Annotated in this window: 16 protein-coding genes and 2 pseudogenes; 5 read left to right on the forward strand and 13 right to left on the reverse strand. The window is 37.2% G+C overall.

Translation table 11 applies throughout. The annotated features are described in order from the left end of the window. Positions 1-143: 143 nt before the first annotated feature. On the reverse strand, positions 144-923 hold the full coding sequence (locus tag ACWV26_RS11230) for a dioxygenase family protein (protein WP_455894849.1): 780 nt from the start codon (positions 921-923) through the stop codon (positions 144-146). Between the two features lie 176 nt (positions 924-1,099). Between ACWV26_RS11230 and ACWV26_RS11235 the strand changes: the two genes are divergently transcribed. Further along, on the forward strand, positions 1,100-1,897 hold the full coding sequence (locus ACWV26_RS11235; protein ID WP_455894850.1) for an IclR family transcriptional regulator domain-containing protein: 798 nt from the start codon (positions 1,100-1,102) through the stop codon (positions 1,895-1,897). A gap of 700 nt (positions 1,898-2,597) precedes the next feature. Here the strand turns inward: ACWV26_RS11235 and ACWV26_RS11240 are convergent. The 12 genes and pseudogenes from ACWV26_RS11240 to ACWV26_RS11295 form a co-directional block, all read right to left on the reverse strand. Further along, on the reverse strand, positions 2,598-3,032 hold the full coding sequence (locus ACWV26_RS11240; protein ID WP_455894851.1) for an OsmC family protein: 435 nt from the start codon (positions 3,030-3,032) through the stop codon (positions 2,598-2,600). Positions 3,033-3,150: 118 nt separating this feature from the next. Continuing rightward, positions 3,151-3,351, reverse strand: a pseudogene (locus ACWV26_RS11245) (IDEAL domain-containing protein); the annotation flags it as partial. 333 nt (positions 3,352-3,684) lie between these two features. Continuing rightward, on the reverse strand, positions 3,685-4,461 hold the full coding sequence (locus tag ACWV26_RS11250; protein WP_455894852.1) for an SDR family NAD(P)-dependent oxidoreductase: 777 nt from the start codon (positions 4,459-4,461) through the stop codon (positions 3,685-3,687). A 398-nt stretch (positions 4,462-4,859) separates the two neighbouring features. Further along, positions 4,860-4,997: pseudogene (locus ACWV26_RS11255) on the reverse strand (hypothetical protein); the annotation flags it as partial. Between the two features lie 80 nt (positions 4,998-5,077). Continuing rightward, entirely contained in the window at positions 5,078-6,286 is a 1,209-nt protein-coding gene (locus tag ACWV26_RS11260; protein WP_455894853.1) for a multidrug effflux MFS transporter, read from the reverse strand. Positions 6,287-6,454: 168 nt separating this feature from the next. Further along, entirely contained in the window at positions 6,455-6,790 is a 336-nt protein-coding gene (locus ACWV26_RS11265) for an IDEAL domain-containing protein (RefSeq protein ID WP_455894854.1), read from the reverse strand. Between the two features lie 144 nt (positions 6,791-6,934). Next, on the reverse strand, positions 6,935-7,363 hold the full coding sequence (locus ACWV26_RS11270; protein WP_455894855.1) for an RrF2 family transcriptional regulator: 429 nt from the start codon (positions 7,361-7,363) through the stop codon (positions 6,935-6,937). Between the two features lie 233 nt (positions 7,364-7,596). Beyond that, the gene (gene spxA, locus ACWV26_RS11275) at positions 7,597-7,992 is read right to left on the reverse strand and encodes a transcriptional regulator SpxA (protein WP_455894856.1); all 396 of its coding nucleotides are present in this window, start codon (positions 7,990-7,992) and stop codon (positions 7,597-7,599) included. A 765-nt stretch (positions 7,993-8,757) separates the two neighbouring features. After that, complete coding sequence (locus ACWV26_RS11280; protein ID WP_455898229.1) at positions 8,758-9,657, reverse strand: aldo/keto reductase; 900 nt, start codon at positions 9,655-9,657, stop codon at positions 8,758-8,760. Positions 9,658-9,809: 152 nt separating this feature from the next. Continuing rightward, positions 9,810-10,526, reverse strand: a complete 717-nt coding sequence (locus tag ACWV26_RS11285; RefSeq protein WP_455894857.1) for an SDR family oxidoreductase — start codon at positions 10,524-10,526, stop codon at positions 9,810-9,812. Between the two features lie 98 nt (positions 10,527-10,624). Continuing rightward, the gene (locus ACWV26_RS11290) at positions 10,625-11,137 is read right to left on the reverse strand and encodes a type 1 glutamine amidotransferase domain-containing protein (protein ID WP_455894858.1); all 513 of its coding nucleotides are present in this window, start codon (positions 11,135-11,137) and stop codon (positions 10,625-10,627) included. Positions 11,138-11,251: 114 nt separating this feature from the next. After that, positions 11,252-11,770: a DJ-1/PfpI family protein gene (locus ACWV26_RS11295; RefSeq protein WP_455894859.1), complete on the reverse strand. Its 519-nt coding sequence runs from the start codon at positions 11,768-11,770 to the stop codon at positions 11,252-11,254. 1,082 nt (positions 11,771-12,852) lie between these two features. Here ACWV26_RS11295 and ACWV26_RS11300 point away from each other — a divergent pair. The 4 genes from ACWV26_RS11300 (at position 12,853) to ACWV26_RS11315 (ending at position 16,374) form a co-directional block, all read left to right on the forward strand. After that, positions 12,853-13,176 carry an ArsR/SmtB family transcription factor gene (locus ACWV26_RS11300; RefSeq protein WP_455898230.1) on the forward strand — a complete coding sequence of 108 codons (324 nt, stop codon included), beginning with the start codon at positions 12,853-12,855 and terminating at the stop codon, positions 13,174-13,176. A gap of 20 nt (positions 13,177-13,196) precedes the next feature. Then, on the forward strand, positions 13,197-14,162 hold the full coding sequence (locus tag ACWV26_RS11305; RefSeq protein WP_455894860.1) for a TIGR03571 family LLM class oxidoreductase: 966 nt from the start codon (positions 13,197-13,199) through the stop codon (positions 14,160-14,162). Between the two features lie 37 nt (positions 14,163-14,199). Beyond that, entirely contained in the window at positions 14,200-15,201 is a 1,002-nt protein-coding gene (locus ACWV26_RS11310) for an LLM class flavin-dependent oxidoreductase (RefSeq protein WP_455894861.1), read from the forward strand. A gap of 147 nt (positions 15,202-15,348) precedes the next feature. Next, complete coding sequence (locus ACWV26_RS11315) at positions 15,349-16,374, forward strand: LLM class flavin-dependent oxidoreductase (protein WP_455894862.1); 1,026 nt, start codon at positions 15,349-15,351, stop codon at positions 16,372-16,374. Positions 16,375-16,808: the final 434 nt, after the last annotated feature.

The following is a 16,808-nucleotide window of genomic DNA, read 5'->3' on the forward strand; positions in this document are numbered from 1 at the left end:
CTCCTTAAAGTTTTTCCACAAATTTATGTACCGTTAACCAGCACTTTTATCTCATTTGATTAGAAATGGCCAGTTACAGCTTTAGTAACTTGGCCATTATTGTTAATAAAGAATCTTATTTGTATTTTAGATGAAAAGCAAAATTAGATTAAGTCGTTTGTTCGCATTACAAAGTTTAATCTTGCTTCTTTGTGGTCAGCAACTGTTTCCAGTCTTGTTGTTAATGATTGACGAACTCCTTTTGCAACGTCGGTTTCTAACCATTCATCACCTTCAAAGAACACTTGAGTTATTAACGTCTCATGTCCTGGAGCAGTAAATTTAATATGAATATGTGCTGGGCGGTATGCATGGTATCCTGCTGCACGTGTAAATACTCCTGTAGGTCCACTTGTTGGAATTTGATATGGAATAGGAACAATTGATTTTGCTACAAAATCTCCGTTTTGATCCGTTTTAAACTGACCACGTAAATTAAATGCTGGTGCAGGAGAATCGTAGTTAGAATATAAACCATCTGCATCATCTTGCCACCATTCCACAGTTGCCCCTGCTAGTACTTCACCTGTTACTGAACGTAAATTTCCATAAAACACGAGTGGATCACCTTTTTCACCTTCTCGCATTGGTAAAACTTTAATATCACCTTCCAATGCAGGTGAATCAGGTTCATAATATGGCCCAAGTAAAGAAGGTTCTGTACCTGGTTTGTCTTTATATTTTGCATGCAGAACATATGTCTCAACGAAAACATCTAAAAATAACGGAATTTCCTCCACTTTCCCTAATTCGTATGCCCATTCAACAAAATTCGAATACTCCTCATGGTTTAAGTTCGCTTCTTCTAAAAAATTTTGCAAATGTTTTACAAAAAGATCATATAAGTCTGCTACCCTTTGATTTCCAACAATTGTTTGTGTCATATAAACTTCTCCCCTTTGGTTAATAATAAACTTGTCCATTTTGTAATGTAAACGGATACATTTTATTACTAAAAAAATGCTTGTTTTTAATTGCTATTACCCCTTTTTTATTGTACGCTATTCGTACAATAGTACGTTATGTGTACATTTATTATATTAACCAAGAGGTGTTTCTATTGTCAACTGAATATTTGGAAAATTTTAAAGAGAGTAAAGATTATGTCCAATCATTAGATAGAGGGTTACAAGTTTTACAGACGTTTACACCCGAACACCAACATTTAAGTGTTTCCGAAGTCGCAAGTAACACAGGATTAAGTAGACCTACCGTTCGTAGAATCTTACTAACATTAGAAAATTTAGGATTTGTTACAGCGAACCTTGGTAAATATTCATTAACTCCAAAAATCGTAATATTTAGTAATGCCTATTTATTCGCCCAAACAAATTCATGGCATTTTGCAATTCCCTATATGCAAACATTCGCTAATAAAACTGGAGAATCTTGTTCGATCTCCATTTTAGATGATGATAAAATCATTTATGTTGCACGTGTTTCTAAAAAAAGGATTATGTCTATTAATTTAGATGTCGGTTCTCGTTTACCGGCTTTCGCTACTTCCATGGGTCAGGTCCTGCTTGCTCATTTACCAGAGGAAAAATTACAAGTAATTCTAGAGAATTTGAAATTAGAAAAATACACGGAAAATACGGTTGCAAGTAAGGAAGAATTGGTGAATATATTAAAGGAAGTTCGTAAAAAAGGATGGGCTGGTGTAGATCAACAGTTTGAAAATGGTTTACGCTCTATGGCTGTTCCTATTATTAATCCTAATGGCAAAGTGATTGCCGCTATAAACTGTTCTACCCATGTAGGCCGTATTTCAAAAGAAACACTTCGAGACGATTTTTTACCGATTTTAAAAGAGGCGGCAAAAAAAATTGGCGACTTATGTCCTATCCAAAGTTATTAGCCTAGCTATTTTCGAGAGGTGTTATAAATTCCCTTAGTTTTCGTGCTTGGTTCAAAGTTGGATGTCTTGTGTGTATACAGCTTGAACGAAGATCCGTAGTAACTTGCAACTTAATTAGACAACGGAAAAACGGTGAAATAGCGATTCTATTTACCATTTAAGGCAACAAGGACTGAATGGCTATCAGGAAAAGCTTATCTTTCTTATCCGCAAAAAAATACAAGACGATTTTTATTAAATAAAAATCGGCTTGTATTTTACAATCTACAAAAATATTATTTACTTATGATACGATTCTACGCACTTCACTACTGGTAAAGCATTATTTAAAAAATTTGTGTGTTGCCTTCTGTAAACCAGAAATTAAATGCATATAATTCTTATTTATGCTCAGTTTATTACCCAGAATTACATAAGAATCAGGGTCTTATTTGTATTGCCTCAATTGAAAAAGTGTGAAAGAACTACTCAAAAACAACGAAATTAACGAAATAAAAGAGGAGTGCCCTTTTCTATATCATTCCAAATATCTAAAAATAGACATAATATCCGAACAAACGAAAGAAAAAAACTGACTCAATAAAGTCGTATTTAATGCCCCCTTGAGTCAGCCCCCCAGTATTACCCAACATAGGTAAGTCATTCACCATTTTGAATACTTTTTCAAAAATGCCACCTCCGAGGCATTCTCGTCAATTCTTTACTTAGCGGAAACTTTGGCTTGAACCTCAATTTTTACATCTGCTTTTTTCAATAGATTTCCCACTTCGCATTCCTTTTCTGCAGCTTCTGCGGCTTTTTGTGCTGATTCAATCTGTTCTTTAGTTGCTTCAGAAGATAAAACAATACGTGGATAATGCGTAATTTTAAACTCATTATCAGCAATGTTGGCCTCAGAACTCACTGTAAGCTCCACTACAGGTAACTTTCTACTTTCGAGCACAAACACAAGAGTTGCTGTATAACAAGTTGTCACAGATGAAACAAGTAATTCTTTTGGATTCGCTCCATCCCCGCTTCCTCCTATGGATGCAGGTATTGCAATTTTTGTTTCAAGGAAGTTTGCATTAAGCTTTCCATTCCCTTTTACTCCGTCATTCCAAACAGCGTTCACATTTACTTTCATATTAGCCATGTTCAACACTCCTTAAAAAATAAAAATATATTGGATAATCGCAAATTATTCACGAAAAATGAAGATTTCTAAACACGTTGTAATTTAATTTAAAAAAACTATATAATTTGTATAAGTTTTAATGTACTCCATCAATAAGCTGATTGATTGAGTTTAACTTGGAAGAAAGCTCAATAAACCTTGCTTCATCTCCCGTTGATAATGCCAAGTCAATTAGAAATAGAATTTGTTCCTTGTTTACCACCTTAGAAAGTGGCAGTTTCCTAACATTTTTACTTAAAATCGGAATTGTTTTGCCAAGCGTTTCACGATTGTCACTTCTCAACGGGTCAATGCACTCTCATTCCATCGTTATGCCTATCCAAAGGGTGGAGGCCAGTTATGCTAACGCACTGGGTCAGAGCCCTTTTGTTGAAGAAACCTGGTACTCCATACTTACTACCACAAGGCTGTTTAGCTTGTTAATAAAAGCACACTATTAGGGCATATAAGAAGCAACTTAATAAGCATAATCTTGCTCAATACTTCTTATAACTTCGTTTCTTACTAAACTGTTAGGGACTATTGAATGGCGGTAGGCGCTGGAAAGAGAGTAATACATTTTTTCTTCACCTTAAATCACTTTATAGTGGAAACATCTAAGCCTTGGGAGTTATTTGCCCTTTTCCTGTAGCCATTTATCAAATTCAATTGCCACAATTCGTTGCCCAGTAATCCCTTCCGATTCTCCCGATGCCAAAAAGACAATGGGTTTAGCCATTACGCCCGGATCTAGTAACTGAAATTTGCCTTCAAGCTGCTTCTTCACTTCATCAGGAATCATGCCCGTAAAGGTGGCTCCTCCAGGAAGCAACATATTTACTGTAATGCCATAGCTTTTTAAATCCTCTGCCATAATATAGGACAAAGACTCAGTGGCTGCGCGAGAAGGTCCATAAGGAACGAATCCCTTTCGCTTCATTGTCTCATAATTCATAGAAATATTAATGATTTTACCTTTTCCCTGTTCGACCATAAAAGGAACAAAACCGCGGGAAACCAGGAAATATCCTGTAACGTTTGTATCAATTAAATCACGGAATCCATTCGGCGAAACTTGGAAGAAAGGCTGCGGTTCAGTCAGAAATTGAGGGTTCACAGTTCGCATGCCTATTCCGGCATTGTTTACGAGCACATCAATTTTTCCCCATTCCTTTTTCACCCAATCGACGGCATCATTCACTGATTGTTCAGAACGGACATCCATAGGAAGCTCTACAGCATCTAAACCTTGCCTCGTAAGGTTATTTACAGCTTCATTCAATTTCCTCCCCGGGCGGGACGATAAGGCAACAGTTGCTCCCTCTTTTAGAAGCGCTTCTGCCATTGCATAGCCTAAACCACTTGAAGCTCCGGTCACCACGATATGCTGTTCTTTTAATTTCATCATTGTACACTCTCCTTTAAGATACCTTTTCCTGTCTGTGACCCTTTTTAAAGGGGCGAGGTATTCCTTTTGATTATGTTAAAACTCGATATTTTGCTGCCTAAACGATATGTGTGGCAAGACTATCGAACTCAGTAAATAGCATGTCCAAAAAGGGAGGATTCCATTTTGGCAAACTCCGTCTCAATGATTTTAAATGTCGCTACCGCAGGTTTCCAGCCTGCTGCACTTTACCCTTTATGATAAGCAGTCGAACGATTTGAAACCTGTTTTTACAGTACCGTTTGACACGGGCAAACCTATCCCAACTTTGGTGCAAGTTGAAAAACCTGGTAAACCCCTTGATATATCAATGTTTTAGAGCCTAAAAAAGTTTACCTTGTTTGGAAGAGCCTCGATTTCTACATCCGTAATGACCTCATCCACTTCAGCGGAACGATTAACGAAAACGCCTTTTTTCCAAGCTTTGAGGAATCCACCATCAAGATTACTGCATCCGACCTTTCGATTATTTTCTTTTTTAATAGAACCTGCCCCTCATTAGAATCATTAACATCCTATTCTTAATGATGTTACAGATTTAGTGTAAATGCCAGCGCAAAATAACTTTGGCTACAGATCACCTTGAAGCGTGTACTGATAAGGATTTTCGGACTAATCCATAATAGGAAACTAGTGCCAAAAAACTAGCTGAAAAAATAACTATCCCCATTGGAACGGCTGTATGTTCACCTGCTATCCCTACAAGAGGAGCCGCTAATGAGCCAAGCATAAATGGCAATAAACCTAATAATGCAGAGGCGCTTCCCGCAATATGTCCTTGTGTCTCCATTGCTAATGAAAAAGAAGTTGTAGCAACAACCCCAAGAGAACTTACTAAAAAGAATATAGGAACAACTACGGCTAGCAGGGGTGCTTTTAAAATGAGAACTATTAGTAATACAGCACCAGATAAGGTAGAAACAAATAAACCTATTTTCAGAAGGGTTTTCTCTGAAAGGACATCTGTATAGCGGCCAACCAGATGGCTTCCAACCATTAAAGCAATTCCATTCATTCCAAATAATATACTGAATACTTGAGGAGACACTCCATAAATATTTTGATAGACGAAAGGAGTACCAGACACATAGGCAAAGATTCCTGCAATAATAAAGCCTTGTGTAAGTGCGTAGCCTAAGAATTGGCAATCTTTTAATAAAGACTCAAAATTCTTCAATATTTGGGAAAAGTTACTTGGCGTACGCTTCTCTTTTGATAAGGTTTCTTCTAATTTCCATGCACTAGTTAGAAACAATACCATGCCAATACAAGCCAAAACAAGGAAAACTCCCGTCCAATCTGTAAAAGCTAAGATACTGCCCCCAGCAATAGGTGCAACAATAGGGCCAAGATTGTTTACTACCATCAATAAAGCAAAAAACTTGGTCAGTTCCTTACCACTATAAACATCACGCACAACTGCCCTAGAAATAACAAGTCCACCTGCTGCTGCAAAGCCTTGTATAAAACGGCTAGTGATAAAGAAATAAATATTCGGTGCAAATGCACATGTTAATGAAGCAATTAAATATAAAATTAGAAAGATAAGTAATGGTTTACGTCGGCCTTGAACATCACTCATTGGACCAATAATCAATTGCCCCAATCCTAATCCTAATAAACATGTAGTTAAACTAATTTGTACTAAGGATGCTGTAGTATCAAATTCTTTTACAATAGTAGGAAATGAAGGCAAATACGTATCTATTGTAAAAGGTCCTAAAAGTGCAAGCGAACCTAAAAGGAAAGCAAGCTGCAATCGTTTTTTTCCAGTTAATGTATTCAAATTTTTCTCCTCTTAAACATTTTATTATTCACATCTTTTACAAAATTCCATCTTGATATTAAGAACCTATCTCAAGAATATCAATAGCTTCGCTGCTCCAGGTAGTGAAAGATGTTTTCCAAACACATTGTAAATTTTAAAAAAATCTATATATAATTTGTATAAGTTTTAATGTACTCCATCAACAAGCTGATTGATTGAGTTTAACTTAGAAGAAAGCTCAATAAACCATGCTTCATCCCCCGTTGATAATGCCAAGTCAATTAGAAATAGAATATGTTCCTTGTTTACCACCTTAGAAAGTGGCAGTTTCCTAACATTTTTACTTAAAATCGGAATTGTTTTGCCAAGCGTTTCACGATTGTCACTCGTAACAACCGTTACTTTAACAACTCCATCCAGAATACTCTGTGACTCAATATAACCAATTATTAATTCACCGTCCCCAGAATTCCCCTTAATCCAATCACCTGTTTTCAAAACGGAATTACCATTCGTTAACATCCTTTTTCACCTTCTAAAGTTATTTTTATATTTTATAAATGTAAGTAAGAAAGAACCTTTTTTAAGGTACAGTCATCGGGGATATATCACCTAGATAAAACTGTAATGTTTTTTATTACATTTAATAAAAAGAAGTTTACGGCCTCAGTCACAGCCGCTATTTTGTTCTTGTTTTACAAGATCAACAACTTCTTTAATTGTATAGTTCTTTAAATATTCACCCAAATATTCTTCCGCACCTAAGAAAATTGTAAATAATACTCTTTTCATATTTGCTCCCACAATACACTTTTCATTTGAATCAGGACACTTAGGCTGCAAAGCACCTTCAGAGGTTATCATATATATATCCCAAAGATTAACTTCACTCAGGTCTAGAGTAAAAATAAATCCGCCGCCGGTTCCTTCTTTTGATTTTATAAATCCATGTTTTTTTAACAAACTTAGCACTTTACGAATGCGTACTGGGTGGACACCAGCACTCTCGGAGATACTTTCACTTGTTGACATACGGTCCGGCTGCAACGCAAGATAAGTTAAACTATGAATGGCAAGTGTAAAATCACTATTCATGACCTTCCTCCTTAGAAATCAACACAGCTAATCACCTTTTTGCTTTAAATATAACTTGTGCATCTTTTTTAAAATCAATCACATAGTGTAATATTAAATATTACAGTTTTTATTGTCAAGTAACTAATTAGATGTGTTGTTAACTGTTAACTCTTAACCATGGGTAAGGAAGGAGTTTCGAGCATCCTTTAAAGCTTTTCAACTATCACTTTCTTCCTCCTTCCGAAATAATATTAATTGGCCATTTTTTGCCATTCGACGTTCGAAAATGTGCGAAGTCTACGAGGCAAAAAACTACGAATCTCTTCCTCATTATATCCAACCTGTAATCTTTTTTCGTCTTGGATAATTGGCCGGCGCAACATTTGTGGGTACTTGATTATTAATTTATAAAACTCATTAAGCGGAAGAGATTCAATATTTATATTTAATTCCTGAAATGTTTTTGATTTAGTTGAAACAATGTCATTAGTCCCATCTTCAGTCAAGCGAAGAATTGATTTAATCTCATCGACTGTAAGGGGATTGGATAAAATGTTTCTTTCAATATACTCAATATCATGTTCTTCAAGCCAGGCTTTTGCTTTTCGGCAAGAAGTACAACTTGGTGTCGTATACAGATTAACCATATTTATACACACTCCTTCATATTATCCAGCTCATTTTCTACTGGCTATACTGTAATTTTAAATATTACAGTATAAGAAGTCAACTGTAAACTTATGAATTAGATATCAAAACGCATAAGCGTTTGTAACTTTTAAAAATTATTGTATTTAAACTACTCTTGAGTGAAATATTAGGTAATAATGGAAGAGGAGGAAAACAGAAAACATAATTAAATAATAAGTTTAATCCTGACAGAAAGAGTAGTTACGTTAATGAATGAAAAAGGATAAAATAAAATCCTTTTCCTCATAGCTGTGTTCATTCTTGTTCTATTATCAGGGGGTAATAATAACCGAATTATCAATAAAATTCAATTCACTGATACTCTAGCTTATGCTAAGAACAAAATCGAAGGGTTATCTATCTTCTCTTAACGAAAAAAAGGAAAACCGTATTAAAAGATTTCAAAACTTTATCCAATACGTTTGAGAACATCTAAGATTGGATGTAAAAGCCGCTTGGCCGTTGAAATAAGAAAATTTAACTTGGTTTTGTTCGGTAAAGATTTTGCAAAAAAGGAGTCGCTGGAGCTTTAATACGTCTTTTGTTGAGAAGTAAGGTTCACCTAGACGTTTTATTTGGAAATCAGTCATCCCTACCCCATTATCTATTACTTTTACTTTAGCCAGAGATTTTTCTACAGCACCTACAATCGAAAGAGTTCCTCCTGATAGCATTGTCTCAATAGCATTTTTTAAGACACTAATCCTTTGTCCCCATTCATTTTATATAATATCCAAAGGTATTTTTCTTGTTGGTTTTGGAAATACCTCGTCAAGTCTGTTCAGATCTTCTATGGCAAATTGAATAGTAGCAGCTTGAGCATTGGCTAGAACATGTTCTTCCTTAACAGCTTTTGGGATAGCAATTACGTTGTTCGAACGAATGGTCCACGCAAGAGCAATTTGTAATGGCTGCACATTGTATTTTTCTGCAATCTCAATGATGGTTGGATCGCTTAGTAATTGTCTTCTTAAGCTCCCTCCCTGGGCCAGTGGACTATAGGCCATAATTGGCATGTTATGTTCCTGATGCCATGGTAGGAGATTATAATCAATTCCTCTAGAACCTAGATGATATAACACTTGATTTGTCACACATTTTTTTCCGTTATCGGTATCCCATAACTCTATCATATCATCCGTATCAAAATTAGAAACTCCCCATCTTACAATTTTACCATCCTTGCGCAGTCTCTCCATTCCTTCAATCGTTTCTGCCAAAGGAACACGACCTCTCCAGTGTAAAAGATACAAATCAAGATGATCTGTTCCCAGTCGTTTTAGACTATTTTCACATGCGCTTTCAATCAAATCTAACCCGGAATGATGAGGATATACTTTCGAAACTAAAAAAACTTTATCTCTACGCCCCTTGATTACCTCACCAACTAAACGCTCGGAATCGCCATTTCCGTACATTTCAGCCGTATCGATTAGCTTCATGCCTAGTTCTATTCCAAGTTGCAAAGCTTTGATTTCTTTGTTTTTCGATTGAGGATTTTCACCCATGTGCCATGTTCCTTGACCAATGCTTGGAAGAATGGTTCCATCAGGTAAAGTTACTACACGTTTTTCAAGTGATTGCTTAATTCTCAATATTTTTTCTCGGTCACGAAAACTCATTTTCATCATTCCTTTCATATCTCACCTTGTTTTACTTGAACTGCAATTCTTCAATCATAACCATTTATTGAAAAGTTGGATTATTATTAAAAAAATAAATGTGGCTATACATTGTTGTAATATAGCCACAAAAATAACATTATAATGCTCACTTACACCAAGTGAGCACCGCCATCAATAAGAAAAACAGTACCAGTTGTAAAACCATTTTCCACTAAGTACAGGTATGCCTCAGCAATGTCTTCAGGCTTTGCCACACGATTAACAGGTAGCTGCTGTGCAATTTTGCTGTATAAATTTTGTCTTTGCTCGTCAGGCATCCCTCCGTAGAGTGGGGTGTCTACAATACCAGGTGAAACAACATTTACCCGTATAGGGGCCAGATCTATTGAAAGCCCCCTAACCAATCCATCGATTGCTGAATTGATCGAAGCAAGTGTAGTTGCCCCCTGTGGTGGACGGATTCCATAAACACCAGAGGTCAATGTGATAGAACTGGTATCATTTAAGTACGGAATAGCAGCACGAACGGTTAAGTATTGCCCCCAAAACTTACTATCAAATGCTTCTCTAACATCCGCAACAGGTAAGTCACTAAAATGGCCCATTGCACCTTCACCTGCCGTAACGACAAGGTGATCAAAATTCCCTACCTTTTTAAAAAAGTCAGCTAGTTTTTCTTCACTGCGAAAATCAATATTGTATGCTTCCACATTACCACCAAGTACATTCTTTGCCTCCGATAGTTTTGCATCTGAACGACTTGCTATAATAACTTGAGCAGATTCTTCAAGAAATGCCTTCGCAGCGGATAATCCGATACCAGAAGTACCTCCTATTACGACCACACGTTTTCCTTTTAATGACATTGTATAAATCCTCCTTAAAAAATTCTTTTTAGGTTGTATCTGAAAACAATATTACATACTACTTTTAGTGAAAATAATACAAACCAACGCTTCATTATTTATTTTGCTAATAGTTTTAGTGCTTCACGATTGAATGCCTGGATATCATCTGGAAAACGGCTAGTTACAATATTATTGCTTACCACAACTTCTTCATCTTTGTAGTTAGCCCCTGCATTTTTTAAATCATTACGAATAGATTTGAAACCAGTTATGTCGACGCCTTTTAATAGGTCTGTATCGATCAATACTTGTGGTCCATGGCAAATGGCAAAAACAGGTTTTTCTTTTTGGATAAATTCTTTTGCAAATTGACCAAAGCGGTCATCTTCACGTAGTAAATCAGGGGAGAAACCACCTGGAATAAACAAAGCATCAAAGTCTACAGGATTAACTTCATCTATGGCTTTATCAATTTTTACGGTTGCGCCTTTTTTACCAGTTACTTCATTTCCTGCATGTTTATCAATTGTAATCACTTGATGACCAGCTTCTTTGAATGCTTCTGCAGGTTCTGTAAATTCAACATCCTCAAATAAATTGGTGATAAGTGTAGCAATTTTTTTGCTCAAACTAAAAACCTCCTTGAATCGCAAAAACTCACAAAAAATGTTTATATTTAATTAATGGAAGGGTGGGTTCGAAATTCACTTCCGAACCACAAACTATCCAACTAAAATGTAGAACTAACGTAATGCTTTAACAAGGGCTTTTCCAAATTCTTTCGCACCTTGTGGACCATCGCCAGTAATAATATCACTATGAGCAACAACGTGTTGTTCAACATATTTAACGTCAACAGCTATCAATTCGTTCTTTTGAACATCTATTGGGTAGCAAGTTGCTTCTCTTCCAGAAAGCAAACCAGTTTTAGCAACTGTAACAGCCCCTGCACAAATACCTGTTACAAGAACTTTTTCATTGTAAGCTTGCTTTAAAAAGCCTTGTAATTCTTGATTTCCCCATAGATGATCATTTGTACCAGATCCTCCAATTACAGAAACAACATCAAATTCTGTGGGTGATACGTCTGAAAAAATAACCGAAGCAGTTGCTTTCCCATCATAGTCACCAGTAATTTCACCTGCCAACGTGCTAGCAATGGTTACTTCGACTCCTGCATTTTCAAGCTCTTCTTTTGGTTTGAATAACTCATCTTCATTAAAACGTTCTGGCGGTATAATTAAGAGTGCTTTTTTACTCATTATTTTTTCCTCCTCAAAAAGAAAAAGATTTATTGATAACACTTTTTCATATATTCGTATTTTTACTTATAGCTGTTAACAATTTTAGCTAATTTTCCAGCGAGAAGTGCAAGTTCTAGTATATTGCGAAAAGCATCAGCTGGAGAACTTCCAACGTTCAATCAGTGAAATGTCTAGACAAGTGCATGTGCAATCATTTTACAAGGACTACACTAGGGGCCAAAAAATCTACTAAAATTAATCCCTCTTCAATTTCAGGGCTAAATGTTTGTTCTGTTACGTGTGAGTAGCCATTATTATATCTTCCATTTCATGCAATTTTAATAAAAGTATTTATTAATGTTTATAAAAAATACAAAATCACCCCCTTTTAATGTAATAAAAAAAGTTACAGTTTTTTATTACACGTACTGTAATGAAATAGTTTACAGTATAGACGTTCGAAGCTGGTAAATGTCCCTAACAAACTAAACTATTGTAAAAGCCACTTTTCAAATTGATTGCTTCCTGTTCAAAAGGAATTACTGTGATTTTAATATTTACAGTTTATCAAGTCAAGAAAAATTGACTCGATATTCTCAAATTCCACTATAGCTTTTTCATAGGTTATATTCAGCTGTTTGGCATTATCTTTTAAAAGATTTCCTAGCATGTCCTTGACCAAGTATTTCAATTACCCTTCAATTCGCCCTCAACCCTAATCCTACATAAATCACTTCCTAACCTACCTGCTCGATAATTGAAACTCACTATAATTTGTTTGTTGTGCCCAGTGCCTCCAGATGAAATTTGACCAATTGCTGGACTTCTTTTTTCTTCTCTAATACCAACCCAAACCATTTAAAAGATAGGCAAAAAAATCCTTTTCTTCGCCACCTGTTCTCTAAAGCTAATTTGTGTAGTTCCTTCAAAGCTGCTTCCTAGCCCTGAGCATAAAATTTGATTTTGGGAATGTAGAAAGTAATATAGAGATATCGCAAATTATCAATATCCTTTTGTTTGGTTAGTTTATACACATTCCAAGCAAAATAGATATTAATAAGATCAGAAAGGGGCGGGCAGTGTTGAATCAGGAATCAAATATGATAAATGACGAACAGGCAGTTGAAATTTTCAAGGCTCTGTCAAATCAAATAAGAGTAAATATTCTGCAAATGTTGAAAGAACCTGAAAATAACTTTCCCCCACAGTCCCATGTCATCAAAGAAAAAGGCTTTGGTGGCGGGGTTTGTGTCAGTGATATTCGCAGCAAAGTAGGACTATCACAGTCCACTACCTCCCAGTATTTGTCTATCCTATTGCAAAGCAGGCTTGTGGAAACGAAACGAATCGGACAATGGACTTATTATCGACGCAATGAGGAAACCATTAAACAGGTTGAAAAGTATATAGGCTTAAAAATATAACCTTTTAAGGAGGACCAAGAGTGAGTTTTCAAAATCATCGTGCCTATAACAGCATGTACCAGAAAGACAAAATGACACTCGGATTTGTCCTTCCGACTGCCAAGATGTCTAAAAATCCGATTATGGAGAATCAGCTGGAGCTTGCTCGTAAAATTGAGGAATATGGCTTTGCTTCATTATGGCTCCGTGATATTACGATGCAGAATTTGAATATTGATGATAACGGCCAAAAGTATGATTTATGGATTTATTTGACGTATCTTGCTGCCTATACGAAGCACATTGCGTTAGTGACAGGAAGTGTAGTTCTCCCTTTGCGCCACCCCGTCAGGGTAGCCAAGGAAGCGGCATCAATCGATCAATTATTTCCAGGTCGATTAATTATGGGGGTGGCATCAGGGGACAGGGAAAAAGACTTTACAGCTTTAGGGATATCTAAGCAAGAAAGCGGTCCGTTATTTAAAGAAAATTTTGAAATTCTCGACCGGCTGTTAAAAGAGGATCAGCCGACAATCCACAGCCACGCCGGGCTGATTGATGGTACAGATATGAGGTTAATCCCAAAGCCTGTAACTTCTATTCCGACCATGGTCACTGGATTTAGCAATCAGTCTATCAATTGGATAGCCAGGAATGGGGATGGTTGGCTTCAATACCCAAGAAACATTATTCAACAGGCGCAGCTTATCCAGGATTATCGAGCTTTAACTGAAGTTCATGCTCCAGGAGATTTTAAACCCTTCTCTCAAAGCTTGTTCATCGATTTATTGGAAAATCCCGATGAAATGCCTGTCCCCATACCCTTAGGCTATTCCGTGGGAAGAAACCGTTTAGTTGATCTACTTCATCAATTTCAAGCGATTGGTGTCAACCATTTGGCGTTTGTTCTGTATTTTTCCAAGCGCCCTCCAGAGGAAGTCATTCAGGAACTTGGAGAATTTGTTTTACCCTACTTTCCAACCCATAAAGGAACAGGCCAGCATTAAAGAATTAAATTGTATAAAAGGAGGAAGAATTATAACAATGAAAATAGAACTTTCAGTACTAGATCCATCTCCAATTGTCGAGGGAGGATCAGCCGAAATTTCTCTCCAAAACACGCTTGATCTAGCAAAGAAAACAGAAAAGTGGGGATATAAACGGTTTTGGCTAGCTGAACATCATAATTGGGCAGGAATGGCGAGTTCAGCATCCCCGATCGTAATTGGACGAGTAGCCTCTGTCACTGAAAAAATGCGTATTGGATCAGGCGCAATGCTGCTTTCCCATTATTCTCCTTTTTCCGTGGCTGAGCAATTTGGAACATTAGAAGCCTTCTTCCCTGGCCGTATTGACCTTGGATTGGGGCGAGCACCTGGCACAGACCAATATACAGCAAATGTATTGCGGCAGCGGGTTGCAGGTGAACCTGAATTTGATGCTCGGCTCGAGGAGCTAATAGCATATCTTTATGGTACAGGAACAGCAACTAAGAATGGTTCATTTAGTTTTCACGCCATTCCCGGCGAAAAAACAAATGTGCCAATTTGGCTATTAGGTTCAGGATTATATAGTGCACAATTGGCTGGAATACTTGGGTTACCATTCTCTTTCGCGGGACATTTTGCTCCAGGTAACATGATGGAGGCCATAAAACTGTACCGGGATTATTTTCGTCCGTCTCAATTTTTGGAGGAGCCTTATGTACTGTTAGCCGTTCAAGTGGTGGCTGCTGATGAGAAACAGGAGGCTCAAAGGCTTGCTACTTCGATGTATCAAAAATTTCTTTTGTTAACCCGTGGACAGTCCTCGCCCATTTTGCCTCCTGTTGATAATATGGACGACCTTTGGAACGATAATGAACGCAGAGCGGTTGAAGAACAACTTTTCACTTCTATCATCGGGGACCCTGCAGGTGTGAAGCAACAGCTCCATGAGTTAATAGAAAAGACTAACGCTGATGAAATAATGGCTCATACAGAGATTTTTGATCATAAGGCACGGTTGCGCTCTTATGAAATTTTGTCTCAGGCTGCAGTAAATTAGTCTAATAAAGGGCGTACTATTTTCTGCAATATTAAATCAGTTAAATTAATGTGATTTAGATTGAAGTATTAAAAGAAGACAACGAAAACAACCTGTAAATTCTTTTATTGGTTTGAAACGAAATTTTTAAAGAAGGAAGATGAGCATATGTCAGAAAATGATACAAAACAAATTACGAATATTCCATTCTCGGTCCTGGATCTCTCTCCAATTGCAGTTGGAAATACGCCGGCTGATTCTTTTAGCAATACTTTGGAGCTGGCCCGGCTCGCTGAAAAGCTGGGGTATAACCGGTATTGGCTCGCTGAGCATCATAATATGCCATTTATCGCCAGCTCTGCAACCTCAGTAGTCATTTCCCATGTTGCAGCAGGTACATCAAAAATCCGGGTAGGTTCAGGCGGCATTATGCTGCCGAATCATGCACCTCTTGTTATTGCTGAGCAATTTGGTACTCTGGAATCATTATATCCAGGACGCATTGATCTTGGCTTGGGCCGTGCACCAGGCACTGATCAGCTTACCGCACGTGCATTAAGACGTGACTTGAGAAGTTCAGGAGAAGATTTCCCTGAGCAGCTGGCTGAGCTCCGGAATTATTTTGACCCTTCCCTGGCACAAGGATATAGTCATGTTAAAGCAATTCCGGGTGAGGGATTAAACATACCTATTTGGCTGTTAGGTTCAAGCGGATACAGTGCCCAACTGGCAGGAGAACTTGGACTGCCATTTGCCTTTGCGAGCCATTTCTCACCGCATAATACACTGCCGGCTATCCAGCTATATCGCCGTTCGTTTAAGCCTTCTAAAGTACTGGAGAAACCGCATGCAATGGTAGGGCTAAACATCATTGCGGCCGACACAGATCAAGAAGCTGAGCGGCTCGCTACAACATTACAACAGCAGTTCTTGAATTTGATGCGCGGGAAGGAAGTCCCATTGCAGCCGCCAGTGGATAATATTAATGATATAGCGAGCGACTATGAAATTGCTGCCCTTGAGAATCAATTAGGAACTTCAATTATCGGCAGCCCTCAAACGGTAAAAGAAAAGCTGGAAAAGTTTTTGGATGAAAGTCAAGCCGATGAAATCATGGCAATCGCCCAGGTTTATGATCATAAGGCTCGCCTCCATTCCTATGAAATATTGGCAGAAATTACTCAGCTAAAATAGATCGAAATACCCATCTCCCAACTATTGTATGAGGAGTTCATTTATCTCATTCCATCTCTACTTCCTTGAATAGTTCTACAAAAAAATGGGAATCATGATGATAATTGTCCTTGCTCGGTAAGGAGACAGAACATTTTAAAGGGAAACCATCTTAGTGGTTTCCCTCTTTTATTGAGTATTAGAGCAGAAAATCAGGAAAAATACTATATCCTCCCGTAATTATAAAGTTAATTATAAAGTTTTGTTAAAGTGTAATTATCTATTGCAGCTTGGCTTGTGGAGTATTCCTCCTCCACACCATTCCATTCTTATCTGATCTGTGTTTGTTTTACTCACTAAATCTGTTCTTCGTGTTAATCCTGCTCCAAAATTAACCTAAGGCTCGAAGTCTTCTATTAATCCCGCTTCTTTTAGAGTTTTTCCAAATGTTTTAT

It is taken from the genome of Rummeliibacillus sp. JY-2-4R, assembly GCF_053847205.1.

Excerpts from the sequence above, each read along its gene's own strand:
- ACWV26_RS11270 (WP_455894855.1), bottom strand. The coding sequence starts at position 7,363 with ATGAATAGTGATTTTACACTTGCCATTCATAGTTTAACTTATCTTGCG.
- ACWV26_RS11240 (WP_455894851.1), bottom strand. The coding sequence starts at position 3,032 with ATGGCTAATATGAAAGTAAATGTGAACGCTGTTTGGAATGACGGAGTA.
- spxA (WP_455894856.1), bottom strand. The coding sequence starts at position 7,992 with ATGGTTAATCTGTATACGACACCAAGTTGTACTTCTTGCCGAAAAGCA.
- ACWV26_RS11295 (WP_455894859.1), bottom strand. The coding sequence starts at position 11,770 with ATGAGTAAAAAAGCACTCTTAATTATACCGCCAGAACGTTTTAATGAA.
- ACWV26_RS11285 (WP_455894857.1), bottom strand. The coding sequence starts at position 10,526 with ATGTCATTAAAAGGAAAACGTGTGGTCGTAATAGGAGGTACTTCTGGT.
- ACWV26_RS11280 (WP_455898229.1), bottom strand. The coding sequence starts at position 9,657 with ATGAGTTTTCGTGACCGAGAAAAAATATTGAGAATTAAGCAATCACTT.
- ACWV26_RS11265 (WP_455894854.1), bottom strand. The coding sequence starts at position 6,790 with ATGTTAACGAATGGTAATTCCGTTTTGAAAACAGGTGATTGGATTAAG.
- ACWV26_RS11315 (WP_455894862.1), top strand. The coding sequence starts at position 15,349 with ATGTCAGAAAATGATACAAAACAAATTACGAATATTCCATTCTCGGTC.
- ACWV26_RS11250 (WP_455894852.1), bottom strand. The coding sequence starts at position 4,461 with ATGATGAAATTAAAAGAACAGCATATCGTGGTGACCGGAGCTTCAAGT.
- ACWV26_RS11300 (WP_455898230.1), top strand. The coding sequence starts at position 12,853 with ATGATAAATGACGAACAGGCAGTTGAAATTTTCAAGGCTCTGTCAAAT.
- ACWV26_RS11310 (WP_455894861.1), top strand. The coding sequence starts at position 14,200 with ATGAAAATAGAACTTTCAGTACTAGATCCATCTCCAATTGTCGAGGGA.
- ACWV26_RS11230 (WP_455894849.1), bottom strand. The coding sequence starts at position 923 with ATGACACAAACAATTGTTGGAAATCAAAGGGTAGCAGACTTATATGAT.